Source organism: Enterobacter sp. E20 (genome assembly GCF_000801755.2).
Lineage (GTDB): Bacteria > Pseudomonadota > Gammaproteobacteria > Enterobacterales > Enterobacteriaceae > Enterobacter > Enterobacter asburiae_B.
Window position 1 is genome coordinate 133,917 of sequence record NZ_CP012999.1, and the last position, 19,601, is coordinate 153,517.

At 57.4% G+C, this 19,601-nt stretch carries 19 protein-coding genes; 10 read left to right on the forward strand and 9 right to left on the reverse strand.

Going from position 1 to position 19,601, the window contains the following annotated elements; translation table 11 throughout:
* The first annotated feature begins 159 nt into the window (after window positions 1–159).
* The 5 genes from NI40_RS00595 to cysE all read left to right on the forward strand — a co-directional run bounded on the left by NI40_RS00595 (window position 160) and on the right by cysE (window position 3,269).
* Complete coding sequence (locus tag NI40_RS00595; protein ID WP_023309913.1) at window positions 160–591, forward strand: rhodanese-like domain-containing protein; 432 nt, start codon at window positions 160–162, stop codon at window positions 589–591.
* Window positions 592–602: 11 nt separating this feature from the next.
* A complete protein-coding gene (gene grxC / locus NI40_RS00600; protein WP_023309914.1) occupies window positions 603–854 on the forward strand; it encodes a glutaredoxin 3 in 252 nt (83 codons plus the stop codon).
* Window positions 855–886: 32 nt separating this feature from the next.
* A complete protein-coding gene (gene secB / locus NI40_RS00605) occupies window positions 887–1,354 on the forward strand; it encodes a protein-export chaperone SecB (RefSeq protein WP_003860835.1) in 468 nt (155 codons plus the stop codon).
* Window positions 1,354–2,373 carry an NAD(P)H-dependent glycerol-3-phosphate dehydrogenase gene (gene gpsA / locus NI40_RS00610; RefSeq protein WP_023309915.1) on the forward strand — a complete coding sequence of 340 codons (1,020 nt, stop codon included), beginning with the start codon at window positions 1,354–1,356 and terminating at the stop codon, window positions 2,371–2,373. Before secB ends, gpsA begins: the two co-directional genes overlap by 1 nt.
* 74 nt (window positions 2,374–2,447) lie before the next feature.
* Window positions 2,448–3,269: a serine O-acetyltransferase gene (cysE, locus tag NI40_RS00615; RefSeq protein ID WP_008502718.1), complete on the forward strand. Its 822-nt coding sequence runs from the start codon at window positions 2,448–2,450 to the stop codon at window positions 3,267–3,269.
* Here cysE and trmL read toward each other — a convergent pair.
* The 9 genes from trmL to NI40_RS00660 form a co-directional block, all read right to left on the reverse strand.
* Entirely contained in the window at window positions 3,266–3,739 is a 474-nt protein-coding gene (gene trmL / locus NI40_RS00620; RefSeq protein WP_039261128.1) for a tRNA (uridine(34)/cytosine(34)/5-carboxymethylaminomethyluridine(34)-2'-O)-methyltransferase TrmL, read from the reverse strand. The two genes, cysE and trmL, sit on opposite strands and share 4 nt — an antisense overlap.
* A 45-nt stretch (window positions 3,740–3,784) precedes the next feature.
* Window positions 3,785–5,125, reverse strand: coding sequence for an MFS transporter (locus tag NI40_RS00625; protein ID WP_039261131.1), 1,341 nt, complete (start codon window positions 5,123–5,125; stop codon window positions 3,785–3,787).
* A 182-nt stretch (window positions 5,126–5,307) separates the two neighbouring features.
* A complete protein-coding gene (lldD, locus tag NI40_RS00630; RefSeq protein ID WP_039261133.1) occupies window positions 5,308–6,495 on the reverse strand; it encodes a quinone-dependent L-lactate dehydrogenase in 1,188 nt (395 codons plus the stop codon).
* Window positions 6,492–7,265, reverse strand: a complete 774-nt coding sequence (gene lldR, locus NI40_RS00635; RefSeq protein WP_023294814.1) for a transcriptional regulator LldR — start codon at window positions 7,263–7,265, stop codon at window positions 6,492–6,494. Before lldR ends, lldD begins: the two co-directional genes overlap by 4 nt.
* Window positions 7,262–8,917, reverse strand: a complete 1,656-nt coding sequence (lldP, locus tag NI40_RS00640) for an L-lactate permease (RefSeq protein WP_032650757.1) — start codon at window positions 8,915–8,917, stop codon at window positions 7,262–7,264. Before lldP ends, lldR begins: the two co-directional genes overlap by 4 nt.
* Before the next feature lie 279 nt (window positions 8,918–9,196).
* Window positions 9,197–9,559 (reverse strand): YibL family ribosome-associated protein, encoded by a 363-nt coding sequence (locus NI40_RS00645; RefSeq protein WP_039261135.1) that lies wholly within the window; start codon window positions 9,557–9,559, stop codon window positions 9,197–9,199.
* A 58-nt stretch (window positions 9,560–9,617) separates the two neighbouring features.
* A complete protein-coding gene (mtlR, locus tag NI40_RS00650; protein WP_033147025.1) occupies window positions 9,618–10,208 on the reverse strand; it encodes a mannitol operon repressor MtlR in 591 nt (196 codons plus the stop codon).
* Window positions 10,205–11,353 (reverse strand): mannitol-1-phosphate 5-dehydrogenase, encoded by a 1,149-nt coding sequence (gene mtlD, locus NI40_RS00655; protein ID WP_032665121.1) that lies wholly within the window; start codon window positions 11,351–11,353, stop codon window positions 10,205–10,207. The genes mtlR and mtlD overlap by 4 nt, the downstream gene beginning before the upstream one ends.
* Before the next feature lie 98 nt (window positions 11,354–11,451).
* A complete protein-coding gene (locus tag NI40_RS00660) occupies window positions 11,452–13,359 on the reverse strand; it encodes a PTS mannitol transporter subunit IICBA (RefSeq protein WP_039261137.1) in 1,908 nt (635 codons plus the stop codon).
* Window positions 13,360–14,018: 659 nt separating this feature from the next.
* Between NI40_RS00660 and NI40_RS00665 the strand changes: the two genes are divergently transcribed.
* The 5 genes from NI40_RS00665 to selB all read left to right on the forward strand — a co-directional run bounded on the left by NI40_RS00665 (window position 14,019) and on the right by selB (window position 19,546).
* On the forward strand, window positions 14,019–14,375 hold the full coding sequence (locus NI40_RS00665) for a DUF3302 domain-containing protein (protein WP_023334046.1): 357 nt from the start codon (window positions 14,019–14,021) through the stop codon (window positions 14,373–14,375).
* Window positions 14,376–14,377: 2 nt separating this feature from the next.
* Window positions 14,378–15,514: an HlyD family secretion protein gene (locus NI40_RS00670; protein WP_033147023.1), complete on the forward strand. Its 1,137-nt coding sequence runs from the start codon at window positions 14,378–14,380 to the stop codon at window positions 15,512–15,514.
* A 90-nt stretch (window positions 15,515–15,604) separates the two neighbouring features.
* The gene (locus NI40_RS00675; RefSeq protein WP_039261138.1) at window positions 15,605–16,213 is read left to right on the forward strand and encodes a glutathione S-transferase; all 609 of its coding nucleotides are present in this window, start codon (window positions 15,605–15,607) and stop codon (window positions 16,211–16,213) included.
* A 103-nt stretch (window positions 16,214–16,316) separates the two neighbouring features.
* Window positions 16,317–17,702: an L-seryl-tRNA(Sec) selenium transferase gene (gene selA / locus NI40_RS00680; RefSeq protein WP_039261140.1), complete on the forward strand. Its 1,386-nt coding sequence runs from the start codon at window positions 16,317–16,319 to the stop codon at window positions 17,700–17,702.
* Window positions 17,699–19,546, forward strand: coding sequence for a selenocysteine-specific translation elongation factor (selB, locus tag NI40_RS00685; RefSeq protein ID WP_039261142.1), 1,848 nt, complete (start codon window positions 17,699–17,701; stop codon window positions 19,544–19,546). The genes selA and selB overlap by 4 nt, the downstream gene beginning before the upstream one ends.
* The last annotated feature ends 55 nt before the right edge of the window (window positions 19,547–19,601 follow it).

Sequence of the window (19,601 nt, forward strand, 5' to 3'; positions counted from 1 at the left end):
CAGGGGCAAGATGTTCACCAGACCATTTTGAGGCATTTTTTTAGGTGGCATGCCGCAGAAAATGGATTAGGTTATGGTCGCTGGCTGTATTTGCCAGAACGCACAGGTATACTCCTGTCCTGGTTTTTTTTATCACTTAGTCGGGAGTAGTTACCCTCCATGCAAGAAATTATGCAATTCGTTAGCCGCCATCCGGTTCTGAGCATCGCGTGGATTGGCCTGCTGGCTGCTGTGCTGTTCACCACATTTAAGAGCCTGACGTCTAAAATTAAGGTTATCACCCGTGGTGAAGCGACGCGTCTGATTAACAAAGAAGATGCCGTCGTGGTCGATCTGCGTCAGCGTGACGATTTCCGTAAAGGTCACATTGCGGGCGCAATCAACCTGCTGCCAGCTGAAATCAAAGCGAACAACGTCGGTGAGCTTGAGAAACACAAAGCCCAGCCGATTATCGTTGTCGATGCGACCGGCATGCAGGCACAGGAATCTGCCAGCGCGCTTCATAAAGCAGGCTTCGAAAACGTAACGGTGCTGAAAGAAGGTATTTCCGGCTGGAGCGGGGAAAATCTTCCTTTGGTACGCGGTAAATAAGGAGTTCAGTCATGGCCAATATTGAGATCTATACCAAAGCGACGTGCCCGTTCTGTCATCGTGCGAAAGCGCTGCTGAACAGCAAAGGCGTCACGTTCCAGGAACTGCCGATCGACGGTGACGCGATTAAACGCGAAGAGATGATCAAACGTAGTGGTCGCACGACGGTTCCGCAGATTTTTATTGATGCGCAGCACATTGGCGGCTGTGATGACTTGTATGCGCTCGACGCCCGTGGTGGACTCGATCCGCTGCTGAGCTAAGAGACTTTAGGACAATTAAAAAGGGTATTTCCATGTCAGAACAAAACAACACCGAAATGACTTTCCAGATCCAGCGTATCTACACCAAGGACGTCTCTTTCGAAGCGCCAAATGCGCCACATGTTTTCCAGAAAGATTGGCAGCCAGAGGTTAAACTTGATCTGGATACCGCATCTACCCAACTGGCAGATGACGTGTATGAAGTCGTGCTGCGTGTGACCGTTACCGCGTCTCTGGGTGAAGAAACTGCATTCCTGTGTGAAGTACAGCAGGGCGGCATCTTCTCTATCGGCGGTATCGAAGGCAACCAGATGGCGCATTGCCTGGGTGCGTACTGCCCGAACATTCTGTTCCCGTATGCGCGTGAATGCATCACCAGCCTGGTTTCTCGCGGTACATTCCCGCAACTGAACCTTGCGCCAGTTAACTTTGATGCGCTGTTCATGAACTATCTGCAGCAGCAAGCTGGCGAAGGTGCTGAACAACATCAGGATGCCTGATGAGCACTGTTAATGCGTCAATGACTGTGATCGGTGCCGGCTCATACGGCACCGCTCTTGCCATCACGCTGGCAAGAAATGGTCACGAAGTGGTTCTCTGGGGCCACGATCCAAAACATATCGCAACGCTGCAACGCGACCGTTGTAACGTGGCGTTTCTTCCGGACGTTCCGTTCCCCGACTCCCTGCACCTTGAAAGCGACCTTGCGACCGCGCTGGCGGCCAGCCGCAACATTCTGATTGTGGTCCCGAGCCATGTATTTGGCGACGTGCTCCGTCAGATTAAGCCGCTGATGCGCCCGGATGCGCGCATTGTCTGGGCGACAAAAGGACTGGAAGCCGAAACCGGACGCCTGCTGCAGGACGTTGCCCGTGAAGCGCTGGGTGATGAGATCCCGCTGGCGGTCATCTCCGGCCCGACCTTTGCCAAAGAGCTGGCCGCTGGCCTGCCGACGGCGATTTCGCTGGCCTCCACCGATCAGGCCTTCTCCGACGATCTTCAACAGCTGCTGCACTGCGGCAAGAGCTTCCGCGTCTACAGCAACCCCGATTTTATCGGCGTGCAGCTGGGCGGTGCGGTGAAGAACGTGATTGCGATTGGTGCCGGAATGTCAGACGGCATTGGTTTTGGTGCCAATGCGCGTACGGCGCTGATCACCCGAGGGCTGACCGAAATGTCCCGCCTGGGCGAAGCGCTGGGTGCCGATCCGGCCACCTTTATGGGAATGGCTGGCCTGGGCGACCTGGTGCTGACCTGTACCGACAACCAGTCTCGTAACCGCCGTTTTGGCATGATGCTCGGACAGGGCAGCGATGTTAAAGGCGCGCAGGAGAAGATTGGTCAGGTGGTTGAAGGCTACCGCAATACCAAAGAAGTCCGCGAGTTGGCGCACCGTTTCGGTGTCGAAATGCCAATAACCGAGGAAATTTATCAGGTATTGTATTGCGGAAAAAATGCGCGCGAGGCAGCATTGACCTTATTAGGTCGTGCGCGCAAGGACGAGCGCAGCAGTAACTAGTCGGAACCGTTGTCACCTGAATGACCCAGCCAGCGCAGAACTGGCTGGTCATTAACTATCGTCTGGAGTAAGCAATGCCGTGTGAAGAACTGGATATCGTCTGGAACAATATTAAAGCCGAAGCCCGGGCGCTGGCCGACTGCGAGCCTATGCTGGCCAGTTTCTACCACGCGACGCTACTCAAGCACGAAAATCTCGGCAGCGCGCTGAGCTATATGCTCGCCAACAAGCTGGCTTCCTCGATCATGCCAGCTATCGCCATTCGTGAAGTGGTGGAAGAGGCGTACGCTGCAGACCCGGAAATGATCGCCTCTGCCGCCTGCGATATTCAGGCCGTGCGTACGCGTGACCCGGCGGTCGATAAATATTCTACGCCGCTGCTGTACCTGAAAGGCTTCCACGCCCTGCAGGCATACCGCATCGGCCACTGGCTGTGGAATGAAGGCCGCCGCGCGCTGGCGATCTTCCTGCAAAACCAGGTTTCCGTGACGTTCCAGGTCGATATTCACCCGGCGGCAAAGATTGGCCGCGGGATCATGCTTGACCACGCCACCGGGATTGTCGTCGGGGAAACGGCGGTCATTGAAGATGACGTCTCGATCCTGCAGTCGGTTACCCTGGGCGGTACCGGTAAAACCAGCGGCGATCGCCATCCGAAAATCCGTGAAGGGGTGATGATTGGCGCGGGTGCCAAAATCCTCGGCAATATTGAAGTCGGACGCGGCGCGAAGATCGGCGCAGGCTCCGTGGTGCTCCAGCCCGTGCCGCCGCATACCACCGCCGCTGGCGTACCGGCGCGCATCGTCGGTAAACCAGACAGCGATAAGCCGTCCATGGACATGGATCAGCACTTCAACGGCATTCACCATACCTTCGAGTATGGTGACGGCATCTAACTTCTGAGAATGGCGCCCGGGTAACCCAGCTGGCGCCAGGCCTCATACACCACCACCGACACCGCGTTCGACAGGTTCATGCTTCGGCTGTCCGGCATCATCGGAATACGGATTTTCTGCTCAGCGGGCAGGGCATCCAGGATCGTGGCCGGCAGGCCGCGGGTTTCCGGGCCAAACATCAGATAGTCACCTGCCTGATAGCTCACGGCGCTATGCGCTGGCGTGCCTTTGGTGGTCAGGGCGAACATGCGCTGCGGCTTTTCGGCTTCCAGAAACGCGGCGTAATTGTGATGGCGAACGACGGCGGTAAATTCATGATAATCCAGCCCTGCGCGACGCAGACGTTTGTCGTCCCACGTAAAGCCCATCGGCTCAATGATATGCAGACGAAAACCGGTGTTGGCACACAGGCGGATAATATTGCCGGTATTTGGCGGAATTTCTGGTTCGAATAAAACGATGTTAAGCATGCTGCCCCCTTAATTGCGGGGGCAGAATAGCAGAAAAGAGAGGAACTACGCGACGCCGGGTTCCTGCGAGCGGCTGTACAGCATTTTGTAGACGGTTGCCGCAGCGGCCACCAGAGCGGGCACGCTGAGGATCATTAAAATACTGTCTGCCTGCCACTGCATAGCGAGAAGCTGGGCGCTGGTCATGGTTCCCGCCACGCCGCCAAAGCGGCCGATCCCCTGCATCCAGGCGATGCCCGTCGCGCGGCACTCGGTAGGGTAAAAGGTGGCGGCCAGGGTTTGCATGCCCGATTGCGCGCCGTTCATCGCGATCCCCATCAGGAAAATCAGCCCGCCAAACAGAGCGATATGGTTATGCTCAATACCCAGTAAAAGAATAAGGCCCATTGTCAGCACGAAACCACACGCGACCACTTTATGCGCTTCCCAGCGGTCCATCATCCAGCCCGCGAGCAGAATGCCTGCGGTGCCGCCGAAGGTGAACAGCGAGGTGAGCCAGGCGGATTCAGCCAGAGCATAGCCCATCCCCTGCATCAGCGTCGGCATCCAGCTAAGCAGGACGTAGTAAATCACCAGCCCCATAAAATAGGTCACCCACAGCATCAGGGTGCCGGGCAGCCAGGGCATAGAAAACAGCTGCGACACGCTCCCTTTTTTAGATGCGACTTTCTCCTCCGCCAGGAAAAAGCCCGTGACGCCATCCAGCGTGCTGCGGGCGAACCGGCTGGCGATACGGCGGACCTGCATGACGTCTTTCCCGCGCTGCACCAGAAACTTCACGGACTCCGGTAAAAACAGCGCCAGCAGCAGCGTTAAAATCAGCGGAGCAATCGCCCCGGTCAGCAGCACGCTTCGCCAGCCGTGATGGGGGATAAGCCAGGAAGAGATCGCGCCGCCGCCCGCCGCACCCAGAGGGAAGCCGCAGTACATGGTATTAATCGCCATGGCGCGACAGCGCTGGGGGGCAAACTCGGAGATCAGCGTGATGGCGTTAGGCATTGCGGCGCCGAGCCCCAGGCCCGTCAGAAAGCGCCACAGCGTGAGCGTATTCAGACTTTGCGCCCAGGCCGTCCCCAGGCTCGCAAGGCCGAAGAACAGGCACGAAAAGACCAGCACGCGCTTGCGACCCATCCGGTCCGATACCGGACCGGCAATCAGCGCGCCCAGCGACAGCCCCAGCAGCGCAGCGCTCAGCACCGGCCCCAGATCCTGTTTGTGTATCCCCCATTCTGCAGACAGCGTAGGCGCGATGTAACCCATCGCCGCCGTATCAAAACCATCGATCGCCAGAACCAGAAAGCCCAGCACAATGAGCAGCCAGTGAAACCCTGAAAAAGGACTCTCATCGATCACCTGCTGAATATCCACCTTACCTGAATACGCCATACGCTCCACTCCGATCTGATGTTGTTTTTGTGTTCTTGTATTTGCTTGTCTATACAATTGCGGACGGCAGGTGGATGTCAAATTTTCTTATCTAATATGTTATCTGGATGTTATTTTTGGCGTAAAAAAGCGCCCGAGGGGAAAATCGGGCGCGAGAAAAAGGTGTATTAACGGAGGAGAATTTAGGCCGCGTTTCCCCGAGCAAGTGGCGCCAGCGCCGCCGGTAATTTGCTTAACTCCTGCACCAGAGAATCTCTGCTGATTTCGCTAATCGTTCTTGCACCTGTCAGCGTCATCGCCACCTTCATCTCTTTTTCGATCAGGTTGAGCAGATTCGCCACCCCTGCCTGGCCCGCCGTCGCCAGTGCATACAGATACGCGCGCCCCAGCAGCACGCTGTCGGCGCCCAGCGCAATCATGCGCACCACGTCCAGCCCGTTGCGGATGCCGCTGTCGGCCAGGATCGCAATATCGCCTTTCACCGCATCGGCGATGGCCGGCAGGGCGCGTGCGGAAGAGAGCACACCGTCAAGCTGGCGTCCGCCGTGGTTAGAGACCACAATCCCGTCTGCGCCAAAGCGTACCGCGTCGCGGGCATCTTCCGGATCGAGGATCCCTTTGATCACCATCGGGCCGTCCCAGAACTCGCGGATCCACTCCAGGTCCTTCCATGAGATCGACGGATCGAAGTTGTTCGCCAGCCAGCCGATGTAATCCTCCAGCCCGGTCGGTTTACCGAGGTAAGCCGAAATATTGCCCAGGTCGTGCGGACGACCGTTCAGGCCGACATCCCACGCCCACTGCGGATGGGTCACGGCCTGCCAGTAACGACGGAGCGCAGCGTTCGGGCCGCTCATGCCGGAGTGGGCATCACGATAGCGCGCGCCGGGGGTCGGCATATCGACGGTAAAGACCAGCGTGGAGCAGCCCGCCGCTTTGGCGCGCTCGAGCGCGTTGCGCATAAAGCCGCGATCGCGCAGGACGTACAGCTGGAACCACATCGGGCGTTTGATGGTCGGGGCGACCTCTTCAATCGGGCAGACGGACACGGTGGAGAGGGTAAACGGAATGCCTTTGGCATCCGCCGCAGCGGCAGCCTGCACTTCACCGCGGCGGGCATACATGCCGCATAAGCCCACAGGCGCGAGCGCCACGGGCATGGAGAGCGTTTCGTTGAACAGCTTTGTCTCAAGGCTCAGGTCAGACATATTCTTCAGCACGCGCTGGCGCAGGGCCACTTCCGACAGATCTTCCACGTTGCGGCGCAGGGTGTATTCGGCATACGCCCCGCCGTCGATATAGTGGAACAGGAACGGGGGCAAAATGCGCTGCGCCGCGGCGCGATAGTCACTGGCTGCTGAAATAATCATGCTTTGTTCTCCCTGGAAATATCACTGTCGCCAGGCAGACGGGTAATACGCGCCTGTCGGGCCTGGTCTTCATCGAATCGTTTAATGGTGGTGTGCACGAAACCGAGATGCGCCATCATCGCTTTGCGTGCGGCCTCGGCATCACCGGCCAGAATGGCGTTGAGCACCGCCTCGTGTTGTTCGGTCAATTGGGCAAACACCGGCGGAACCAGATACATGCGCTGGCGGCTCTGCTTCACGGAGGATTGCAGCAGGTCGAAGAACCCGCGCATGGTCTGAAGCAGCACCACGTTGTGCGACGCCTCGGCAATCGCCAGGTGAAAACGGACGTCCGCCTGGGAGGCGATGTCCGGGTCGCTGCTTTGCGTGGCCTCAAAGCAGGCGATGAGTTTCTCTTTGTCGGCGTCGGTTGCCCGCATGGCCGCGTGCCAGGCGGTACTGGTTTCGATGGCGTGACGCGCTTCAAGGATGTCGAAGCTGTAGTCCGGGTCGTTCTCCATCAGCGTCTTCAGGGGCTGCACGATGTTTTGCTCGGACCAGTCGTCATGCTGCCAGCGCACAAAGGTGCCGCCGCCGCGACGGCTCACCAGCACCCCTTCGCTGACCAGCGTCGCCAGCGCCTCGCGCAGTGAATTGCGCGACACGCCAAGCTGGGCGGCAAGCTGGCGTTCGGCGGGCAGCTTCATGCCCGCTTCAAGCTGTTGTTCTTCAATCAGCGCCCGCACGCGAGAGGCAATCTCGTCGGACAGGCGTCTGGGCATCACTATCATGGGATCATCCAGGTTAAGACATAGGCCTGCAGGGTGGTGATCACCCCGACCATGCAGGTGAATATCAGGCTGTGTTTCACGGTAAAGCGGAACAGATCCGACTCTTTACCGACCAGTCCCACCGCCGCACAGGCAATGGCGATGGATTGTGGAGAGATCATTTTCCCGGTCACGCCGCCGGTGGTATTCGCGGCCACCAGCAGGACATCCGACACGCCAATCTGCTGGGCCGCCGTTGCCTGCAGCGCGGCAAACAGTGCGTTAGACGAGGTATCGGAACCGGTCAGGAACACCCCCAGCCAGCCGAGGAACGGCGAGAAGAAGGTGAAGGCGTGGCTGGTATGGGCCAGCGCCAGCGCCAGCGTCGATGACAGGCCGGAGTAGTTCGAGATAAACGCGAACGCCAGCACCATGCCGATGGAGTAAATCGGCAGCATCAGCTCTTTAATGGTCGCGGCAAAGGTCTGCACCGCGGCCGCAGGCTTCATGCGCAGCCACACTACGGAAAGGATAGCGGCAAACAGGATGGCGGTACCGGTGGCGGAGAACCAGTCGAATTTATAGACCGCGGCATACGGCGTGGCAGCGTGCACCACCGGCGGCATACGGGCGACCATTTTGTCGAGGAACGGTACGGAGATGTTAATCACCATGTCGTACAGCGCGCCGCCCGGGGCGAACAGGGCTTTAAACGGCGGAATGCTCCACAGGGTGACCGTTGCGGTCAGGAACAGGAACGGCGACCAGGCGCGGATCACCTGTCCTGCCGTATAGCCCGTACGGGCCAGGGTTTGATCAACCTGCGAGGCGCCCATGTCGGCGAAGCGGAAAATACGTACCGGCTGCCAGCGTTTCAGGAACAGCGTCAGACAGACCAGCGACACCAGCGAAGAGATGATGTCCGGCAGCTCCGGGCCGAGGAAGTTCGAGCTGAGGTATTGAGCGATAGCGAACGAACCGCCCGCCACCATCACCGCAGGCCAGGTCTCCTTCACGCCGCGCCAGCCGTCCATAATCGCCATGATCCAGAACAGGACGATAATGGTCAGGAAGGGCAGCTGGCGGCCAACCATCTGGCCGATCTCGAAGCTGTCCAGCCCGGTGACCTGTCCGGCCACCAGAATCGGAATACCCATCGCGCCAAACGCAACCGGCGCGGTGTTCACAATCAGGCACAGACCGGCGGCATAGAGCGGGTTAAAGCCCAGACCGACCAGCAGCGCGGCGGTGATCGCCACCGGTGCGCCAAAGCCTGCCGCACCTTCCAGAAACGCCCCGAAGGAGAAGCCGACAATCAGCATCTGCAGGCGCTGGTCCGGCGTGATGGAAAGAATCGACGAGCGGATTATGTCGAACTGCCCGGTTTTCACCGAGATTTTATAGACAAACACCGCCGCGATGATGATCCACGCAATTGGCCACAGGCCGTAGAAGAAACCGTAGACGACGGAGGCCAGCGCGCGATCGACCGGCATTTTGTAGAAGAACAGCGCCACCATCAGAGCGATGGCAACGGTATACGTCGCGGCGAGGTAGCCCTTCAGCTTGAGCTTAATCAGCGCAAAGAAGAAGAACAGGATCGGAAGCGATGCGATCAGGCTCGACAGCCAGATATTTCCGGCCGGGTCGTAGTTTTGTTGCCAGAGGCTCATGCAGGTCTCCTGGGGACCAGACAGCCTGCGCTGCGGGTGAGTCTCCGCTCAACTCTGCGACACAGGTTGTGTAAAAGTGGTCCTGCCAATGTTGTGTTGTAGGGTTAATGACAATGAATGGTTAACCAAATGTTATGGTCAGGCAATGAGTTTGTGAGCGGAAATAATGGAATTGTGAACCGGGGAAGAAAGAAAAGGGGGATTGGTTGGGCCAATTTGAAGCAGGGTGGGGCCTGATGCCCTCACCCCGGCCCTCTCCCACAGGGAGAGAGGGAAGTATCAGAACGCGGTCTTACAAAAGCCCGTCATCTCTTTCAGGCCCATTTCGCGACCAAGCTCGGTCATAGGGTGTACCACCACCAGACCACGGACGCTTTTCTTCAGCTTGCCCATGTCGGCCTGTTCTTTTTTGGTGATCGCGCGGCGGTGCGGCATGTTCATCAGCTTCTGCGCTTCTTTGCTCAGCTTCTGGCCCTTCACTTCGCGCAGGCGCTCGATTTCTGTTTCCAGCGTGGCGGCTTCTTTTTCCAGCTCGGCGTACTTCTCGGCGGATTCGACCAGTGACAGGCCAGCCATCTGGTGGCGGATCAGATCCAGGCGGTCGCTCAGGCGTTTAATTTCGTTCTTTTCGACTTCTTTCATGACAAATAACTCTGAAAACGGGGAATTTACAGGGAAGGATACACCAATGTGAGCAGGCTTACTTCTGAAACGCTTTTTTTAAGCTGATCCGGGAAATCAGCTCAGTCAGGGAGAGCACCATCGTGGAACGGACAACCTGTTGATAACGCAGCTTTTGCATCGCGTAGAGCTCAGGGTCGCTGTTGTCAAAATGCGGAGCAGGGGGGAGCGCGCTGACGCAGTGCAGTTCGCCGAAGGGCCCCAGGATCTCATCATCGGTAAAGGTGTACTCGTTACCGTCATGATTGAGCTCTTCGCGCAGCGCCATTAACAGCTCCGCATCTTCATACTCTTGTCGGTTGAGCACGCCAAGACCATAAATCAGCTTCAGACGCACGGATAAATCGCCCAGCGGTCCGTCTCCGTCCAGTAACGGTTCTACAGCATACTTTACCGCGTAGTCGTCTTTGCGAAACACCTGAAGCACCAGGATATTCACCGCCTCGGTTAACAGCTCGACGGCGGCGATCAGGAAGCTTCGTACGGTTTTGCCAGCATTCAGACGCTCAAGCACACGATTTTCAAAGGCCTGGGTTTGTTCCATTATTGCCTGCATATCTGACAATCTATTATCTGGGCGCAGGTTAACCTGCGCCGCACTGTGCATCATTTGGTTGCGTTGTATGCGTTAACCGCCTCCACAACCACGTCGCTGTTGGCGTCCAGACCGGAAATCTGCGCCAGCGCAGCCTGCGCGCCTTTGTCATCAATCAGCTGAGCCAGTTCCTGCGCCTGCGGGTCCTGCTCGCTGCGGTAGTGCATCGCGGCGGCAATCCCTTTCACCAGGTTGGCGTGCGGCAGGCCGTATTCCAGCGTGCCCAGCAGCGGCTTAATCAGACGGTCGCCCGCGCTCAGTTTGCGCAGAGGCTGACGGCCCACGCGCTCAACGTCATCTTTCAGATACGGATTTTCAAAGCGACCGAGGATTTTCTGGATGTATGCTGCGTGTTTATCAGCATCAAAACCGTAGCGTTTGATCAGCACCGCGCCGCTCTCTTCCATTGCCCCTTTTACCACCGCGCGGATCTTCTCATCGAGGATCGCATCACGAATGGTCTGATGACCGGCCAATTTTCCGAGGTACGCGGTTATAGCATGCCCGGTGTTCAGCGTGAAGAGTTTGCGTTCGACAAATGCCATCAGGTTATCGGTTAATTCCATTCCCGGAATGGTCGGCAGGGCGCCTTTAAACTGGGTTTTATCCACGATCCACTCGCTGAAGGTTTCCACGGTCACTTCCAGCGGGTCGTTGGTGGCGGATTCAGACGGCGGAACGATGCGATCCACGGCGGAATCCACAAACCCAACGTGCGCTTCAACCCAGGCTTTGTCTTCGTCGGCTACAGCGTTGAGCACGTGGCCTTTCAGCTGCGTGGTGCCGCGCACCATGTTTTCGCAGGCGATGATGTTCAGCGGAGCGTCGATGCCCTGCGCTTTACGTTTTGCCAGGCCTTTCGCAACCGCAGGGGCGATGCGCTCAAGGACGACCGGACCCACGGCCGTGGTGACCAGATCGACGCTGGCGATCAGGTCGATAACGTCTTCCCCGATGCTGCTGACCGCGTTGACGCCGGATACCGTCTCAACCTGCTCATTTTCGCCCACCACATGTACCTGATAGCTATGACGCGCATTCAGGGCATCCAGGACCACCTGATTCACATCGGCGAATGTCAGCGTAATGCCCGCGTCTGCCAGCAGTTTACCGATAAAACCACGACCGATATTACCTGCGCCAAAATGTAATGCTTTCATAGTGTTAACCTTCATCAATGTTTTTACCCGAGAGGGCTGGGGTGAGGAACTTTTCCCCTCACCCTAGCCCTCTCCCCAGAGGGGAGAGGGAAGAGGACTTATTTGTTAAGAAGTGCCAGGACTTCTTCCACGCTGGTGGTGCTCGCCAGACGCGCAATGACAGACTCATCGTCCAGCGCGTTGGTCAGGCTGGTAATCACCTGAATGTGCTCGTTGTTGCGAGCGGCGATACCAATCACCAGACGGGCGATGTCGTCTTCTTCTTCACCGAAGCGCACGCCCTGCGGATACTGACAGAATACGACGCCGGTTTTCAGGACGCGATCTTTCGCTTCAACCGTACCGTGCGGCACCGCGATGGATTCGCCCAGGTAGGTTGGCGTCAGTTTTTCGCGTTCCAGCATTGCGTCGACATATTCAGGCTGAACGTAGCCGCCTTTCACCAGCTGCTCGCCGGCAAAGCGAATCGCTTCTTCTTTGGTTGCTGCTGTGCGACCGAGGAAGATGTTTTCCGCACCCAGTTTGAACAGGTGGGCGTTGCTCTCGTCAAAGCTGTCCTGCAGGCTGGAGCGCACTTTCACTTCATTGTCTTCGTGACGCTGCGCCGCAACCAGACGTTCGGTCAGGCTGCTGTACAGGCCGCTGTCGAGGAAGTTGGTCAGCGAGATGTGCTGTGCCTGCGGCACCTGGCGCATGGCGCGTTCGGTCAGGTCGCGGTGCGTGATGACCAGGTCAACGTCCGGCGGCAGGCTGTTAATGGCGCTGTTGGTGACGGAGATGTTGGTCAGACCCGCATCCTGCACTTTCTTACGCAGCACGCCTGCACCCATTGCGCTGGAACCCATACCGGCGTCACAGGCAACGATGATTTTACGCACGTGGCTCAGGTCGTTAGACACGTCGCCAGCCGCCAGCGGGGTTGCGCCTTTGGATTCGGCTTTCATGTCGTGCATACGACGGGTCGCCGCTTCAATATCGTCGTCTTCTTTCACTTTGCTGGTTTTCAGCAGGATAGAAGAGACCACGAAGGAGACTGCCATGGCCGCACAGATGGCCGCGATGTTCGCGAAGTACGCCCCTTTTGGCGTCATCGCCAGCACCGCCAGGATAGAACCCGGAGAAGCTGGAGACACCAGACCGCCGCCCAGCACGCTCAGGGTGAACACGCCGGTCATACCGCCAAGGATAACGGCCAGGATCAGACGTGGGTTCATCAGCACGTACGGGAAGTAAATTTCGTGGATACCGCCCAGGAAGTGAATGATTGCCGCACCGCCAGCAGACTGCTTAGCGCTGCCGCGACCAAAGAACATGTACGCCAGCAGTACGCCCATACCCGGACCTGGGTTGGCTTCAATCAGGAAGAAGATAGACTTGCCGAGATCGTGAGACTGCTGAATACCCAGCGGCGAGAAGATACCGTGGTTGATGGCGTTGTTCAGGAACAGGATTTTCGCCGGTTCAACAAAGATAGACGCCAGCGGCAGCATGTCGTGCGCCACCATAAAGTTAACGCCTGCCGCCAGAATTTTGGACAGCACTTCAACCGCAGGGCCAATGCCGAGGAACGCCAGAATCGCGAGGATCATCCCGATGATGCCCGCAGAGAAGTTGTTCACCAGCATTTCGAAGCCGGATTTGATCTTACCATCAACCCAGACGTCGAATTTCTTAATCGCCCAGCCGCCCAGAGGACCGGCAATCATTGCACCGAGGAACATCGGCATATCCGCACCGACGATAACACCCATGGTCGTGATGGCACCCACTACGCCACCACGGTCACCGCCCACCAGACGACCACCGGTGAAACCGATGAGCAGCGGCAGGAGATAGGTAATCATTGGGCCTACAAGTTTCGCCAGCGTTTCGTTAGGCAACCACCCTGTCGGAATGAACAATGCAGTGATGATACCCCACGCGATAAACGCGCCGATATTTGGCATCACCATGTTGCTGAGGAAACGACCAAAGCTTTGAACTTTGATCTTGAAATCGGATGACATAAAACACCCCTTCTTCTGTTTACGCTTAGGCTTGCGGCCCGAGGTTTATTGTTAATGAGGCGGCAGAGGTAGCCGGGCCCTGTTCTGATGCTGTGAAATCTGGCACTGAATCGTTCAACTGTCCAGACAGTGAAAATTTGTGTGATGCATGTCACGTAAAGGTAGGGGGTGTGGATGTCAATGAGGTGATCTTAGTCACAAAAAAGGTGGGCAAAAAAAATACGACGGCGAGAAATGCGGCAAAAACCCCCCTTTTATGTGATGGTTGTCACGATTTGGTTTTGTGGGTTTGTTTCTGGATTGTGACTGATTTCACAAAATATTTTTATGCAGATTTCTCCGGCTGCGATCGGCGGCAAACTCTGCTTAGCGATTCGGCGTCAGGATGGCATAGCGCGACACGTTAAGCTAAAAAACCACTTTTGAAGTGTGGTATGGCGAAAAGTTAAAACGTGGATTACGCTCATATTGTAAGGTTAAGTATATTATTATTCAGGATATATTTTGACACGCTTATAAACTTGCACGGAGATATTATAAAAAACGATACTCCCCGGCTCTGAAATAACCAGTATACCTTCTGTATTTCAAAATAAATTAATTAGGTTGCGTACTGTTTTATTAATTAAATGAGTTGACGTTGTTTAAGTGAGGAGAATATGTTTCTCAACTATTTTGCGCTGGGCGTATTGATTTTTGTATTTCTGGTTCTTTTTTATGGAATCATCGCCATCCATGACATTCCTTATAATATGGCCAAAAAGCGAAACCATCCGCATGCCGATGCGATTCACACGGCAGGCTGGATTAGCCTGTTTACGCTCCATGCCATCTGGCCGTTCCTGTGGATATGGGCCACGCTGTACCGTGAAGATCGCGGCTGGGGGATGCAAAACCACATCACCAAGCCTGATGAGGTTCCGGGCATGGATGCGCTGGCCAAACGCGTGGCCGAATTAGAACAAAAGCTGGCCGCGGTACAGCCCGCCGCTGATAAAAACACGCTGGAGCGCTAATCATGGATCTGTTGATTATTTTGACCTATGTGGCATTTGCCTGGGTGATTTTTAAAATATTCCGTATTCCGGTAAACCAGTGGACGCTTGCCACCGCGACATTAGGCGGGGTGTTCATTGTTGCCGGGCTTATTCTGTTAATGAACTATAACCATCCGTACACCTTTACGGCGCAAAAGGCGGTTATTTCTATTCCGATTACGCCGCAGGTTACCGGGGTGGTCAGTGAAGTCACCGATAAAAATAACCAGCTAATTAAAAAAGGCGAAGTGTTATTTAAACTGGATCCGGGCCGCTACCAGGCGCGCGTCGACAGACTCCAGGCCGACCTGGTGACCGCAACGCACAATATCGACAATCTGAAAGCGCAGCTTTCGGAAGCGGTCGCCAATACCACCCGCGTGTCGGCTGAACGCGATCGTCTGTTTAAAGATTATCAGCGCTACCTGAAAGGCAGCCAGGCAAAGGTGAATCCGTTTTCTGAAAGCGATATCGACAACGCGCGCCAAAATTATCTCGCACAGGATGCGATGGTGAAAGGCTCCGTTGCCGAACAGACGCAGATTCAAAGCCAGCTGGACAGCATGGTGAACGGCGAACAGTCGCAGATTGCCTCCTTACGCGCGCAGCTTGCTGAAGCGAAATACAACCTGGATCAGACCGTGGTCCGTGCGCCAAGCGATGGCTATATCACCCAGGTGCTGATCCGTCCGGGGACGTACGCCGCCGCGCTGCCGCTGCGTCCGGTGATGGTCTTTATTCCTGAACAGAAGCGTCAGATCGTGGCCCAGTTCCGTCAGAACTCGTTGTTGCGTCTGAAGCCGGGCGATGAAGCGGAGGTGGTGTTTAACGCGCTGCCGGGCCAGGTGTTTACCGGTAAACTCACCAGTATTCTGCCGGTGGTGCCGGGAGGCTCCTATCAGGCGCAGGGCGCGCTGCAGTCGCTGACGGTGGTGCCGGGAACGGACGGCGTGTTGGGTACGATTGAGCTGGATCCGAATGCGGAGGTCGATGCGCTGCCAGACGGTATCTATGCCCAGGTGGCGGTCTACTCGGACCATTTCGCCCACGTCTCGGTGATGCGTAAAGTATTGCTGCGTATGACCAGCTGGATGCACTACCTCTATCTCGATCACTAATCCTTCCAGGGCAGGAATGCGACACGCATACCTGCCCTTTTTTCATCGCTTGATCCATACTGACTTTTTTCCGGCATCAAGGATCAGGCAATGAAACTCATCGGTAGCTACACCAGTCCCTTCGTGCGAAAAATCTCGATTCTCCTGCTGGAGAAAGGGATTGAATTTGAATTCATCAATGAACAGCCCTACAACGCTGAAAACGGCGTCGCGCAGTACAACCCGCTGGGGAAAGTCCCGGCGCTGGTGACGGACGAGGGCGAATACTGGTTCGATTCCCCGATTATTGCGGAGTATATCGAGCTGCTGGGCGTTGCCCCGGCAATGCTGCCGGCTGACCCAAAAGCGGCGCTGGCGGTGAAGCAAGTCGAAGCCCTGGCCGATGGCATTATGGATGCGGCGTTAACCTCCGTGCGTGAGCAGGCCAGGCCCGCCGCCCAGCAGTCGGAAACGGAACTGTTACGCCAGCGGGAAAAAATTAGCCGTAGCCTGGACAGGTGCGAACAGCTTATCCGGGAGGGAAAGATTCAAACCGACAGCCTGAACCTGGCAACTATCGCTATCGCCTGCGCCATCGGCTATCTCAACTTCCGCCGGGTTTCCCCTGGCTGGTGCGTCGACCGTCCGCTGCTGGTGAAACTGGCAGACACGCTTTTTAGCCGCGAGAGCTTTGCCCGGACAGAACCGCCAAAGGCTTGACGCGGGTTATAACACTTCGGCGTCGGAGGCGGTACAATCCCTCCACATGTTAACTCCCTCTCCCGTCGGGAGGGGGGAAGATATTTACTCGCCAGGCGCTTTCATGACTACTCATCATTCGCTGTACAGCCAGATCCCCGCTACCGACCGTCTCCTTCGCGAGCCCCGCATTCATGCTGCCGTTGAGCGCTTCGGCCATACCGCGACGGTGGAGATGTTACGCCTGCTTCAGGACGAAGCCCGATGCGCTATTCAGGCAGAAAACGCCTTGCCCGACTGGTGCGCGGCGTGGGAGCAGGAAGTTGAGCACCGGCTGGATGAGAAAGCGCAAAGCGCATTACGCCCGGTGATTAACCTGACCGGTACCGTGCTCCATACCAACCTGGGCCGCGCGCAGCAGGCGGAAGAGGCGGTTGCGGCGGTTGTACAGGCCATGCGGGCGCCCGTGACGCTGGAGTACGATCTGGACGGCGCCGGTCGCGGGCATCGTGACCGGGCGCTGGCGGACCTGCTGTGCCAGCTGACCGGCGCGGAAGATGCCTGCATTGTGAATAACAACGCCGCAGCGGTGCTGCTGATGCTGGCGGCGACCGCCAGCGGCAAAGAGGTGGTGGTTTCCCGCGGCGAGCTGGTGGAGATTGGCGGGGCGTTTCGTATTCCGGACGTGATGCGCCAGGCGGGCTGCACGCTACATGAAGTGGGCACCACTAACCGTACCCATGCGAAAGATTATCGCGCGGCGGTGAATGAAAATACCGCCCTGCTGATGAAGGTCCACACCAGCAATTACCATATTGAAGGCTTCACCAAAACGGTTGAAGAGGCAGAGCTGGCGGCGATTGGCCGCGAACTGAATATTCCGGTGATTGCCGATCTCGGCAGCGGCTCGCTGGTGGATCTGAGCCTTTACGGGCTGCCAAAAGAGCCGATGCCGCAAGAGATGATTGCCGCAGGCGTTAGCCTGGTCAGCTTTTCCGGCGACAAGCTGCTGGGCGGGCCGCAGGCCGGAATTATCGTCGGCAAGCGCGAGCTGATTGCGAAGCTGCAGCAGCATCCGCTCAAGCGCGCCCTGCGAGCCGATAAAATGACGCTTGCCGCGCTGGAAGCGACGCTGCGGCTCTATCTCCATCCGGAGAAACTGGCCGACCGCCTGCCCACGCTGCGTCTGTTAACCCGCGATGCCGCTTCGATTCGCGCCCAGGCCGAATTACTGCTGCCGCGCATTGCCCCGCACTACCCCGATTTTGACGTTCGCATTGAACCCTGCCAGTCGCAGATTGGCAGCGGTTCGCTGCCGGTGGACAGGCTGCCGAGTGAAGCGCTCACGTTCACCCCGCGTGACGGGCGCGGCAGCCACCTTGAAGCCCTGTCGTCGCGCTGGCGTGGCCTTCCCGCGCCGGTTATCGGGCGGATTTACGATGGCCGAATGTGGCTGGATCTGCGCTGCCTTGAAGATGAAGAGCGATTTCTGGAGATGTTGTTGAAATGATTATTGCCACCGCAGGTCATGTCGACCACGGAAAAACCACGTTGCTGCAGGCGATTACCGGCATAAACGCCGACCGCCTGCCGGAAGAGAAAAAGCGCGGCATGACCATCGATCTGGGCTATGCCTACTGGCCCCAGCCTGATGGCCGCGTGCTGGGTTTTATTGATGTTCCGGGGCATGAAAAGTTTCTGTCCAACATGCTGGCGGGCGTGGGGGGCATCGATCATGCCCTGCTGGTGGTGGCCTGCGATGATGGCGTTATGGCGCAAACCCATGAGCATCTGGCGATCCTGCAGCTGACCGGTAACCCGCAGCTGACCGTGGCGCTGACCAAAGCCGATCGCGTGGATGACGCTCGCGTCAGCGAAGTGCGCGAAGCGGTACAGGCGACCTTGCAGGAGTATGGTTTTGCCGATGCACCGCTTTTTGTCACCGTGGCGACAGAAGGGCGCGGTATCGATGAACTTCGCCACCACTTACGGCAGCTTTCGTCGCGTGACCACGCCAGCCATCACCGCTTCCGTCTGGCAATTGACCGGGCGTTTACCGTCAAAGGCGCGGGGCTGGTGGTGACCGGGACGGCGCTGAGCGGTGAAGTGAACGTAGGTGATACGCTCTGGCTGACGGGCGTTAACAAACCGATGCGCGTGCGCGGCTTACATGCGCAAAACCAGCCCGCGGAGCGTGCTCATGCCGGGCAGCGGATCGCGCTGAACATTACCGGGGATGCGGAAAAAGAGCAGCTTAACCGCGGCGACTGGCTGCTGGCCGATGCCCCGCCTGAGCCGTCTGAACGCGTCATTGTCTCCCTGCAGACAAACGTGCCCCTGACCCAATGGCAGCCGCTGCATATTCACCACGCGGCCAGCCATATCACCGGGCGCGTGTCGCTGCTGGAAAACGATCTTGCCGAACTGGTATTCGATTCACCGCTCTGGCTTGCAGACAACGATCGTCTGGTTCTGCGTGATATTTCCGCGCGGGAAACGCTGGCCGGGGCACGGGTGGTCGCGCTGAATCCACCGCGACGCGGCAAGCGTAAGCCTGAATATCTGCAGTGGCTGGCAGCGCTGGCGCAGGCCAGCGATGATAACGCCGCGCTGCGGGTGCATCTTGAGCGCGGTGCGGTGAGCCTGCGTGATTTTGCATGGGCACGCCAGCTGAGCGAGGAAGGGTTACGCCTGCTGGCTCAACAGCCGGGCTTTATTCAGGCTGGAAACAGTCTGCTAAACGCCCCGGTTGCTGCGAACTGGCAGCGTAAGATACTGAACACGCTCGCAACGTACCATGAACAGCATCAGTATGAGCCTGGCCCGGGCCGTGAGCGTCTGCGGCGCATGGCGCTGCCGATGGAAGACGATGCGCTGGTGCTGCTGCTGATTGAAAACATGCGCGAAAGCGGGGCGATCAAAAGCCACCACGGCTGGCTGCATCTTCCGGATCACAAGGCCGGGTTCACCGCTGAGCAAGAGGCTATATGGCAAAAAGTGGCCTCGCTGTTTGGCGATGAGCCGTGGTGGGTTCGCGATCTGGCCCGCGAAACGAATACCGACGAGCAGGTGATGCGTCAGGTATTGCGCCATGCGGCGCAGCAGGGGCTGATAGTCGCGATCGTGAAAGATCGTTATTACCGTAACGATCGCATTGTGGCGTTTGCGAACCTGATCCGCGAGCTGGATCAGGAGCGGGGCTCTACCTGCGCAGCTGATTTCCGCGACCGGCTGAACGTGGGCCGCAAGCTGGCGATTCAGATCCTGGAGTATTTCAACCGCATCGGCTTCACCCGCCGTCGCGGTAACGATCATTTATTGCGCGATTCGTTATTATTTCCTGAAACTCCGTGACCCCCGTCGTAAAGCCGTTACCGGTTGGCGAGAAAATCGCCAGCCGGAACTACCC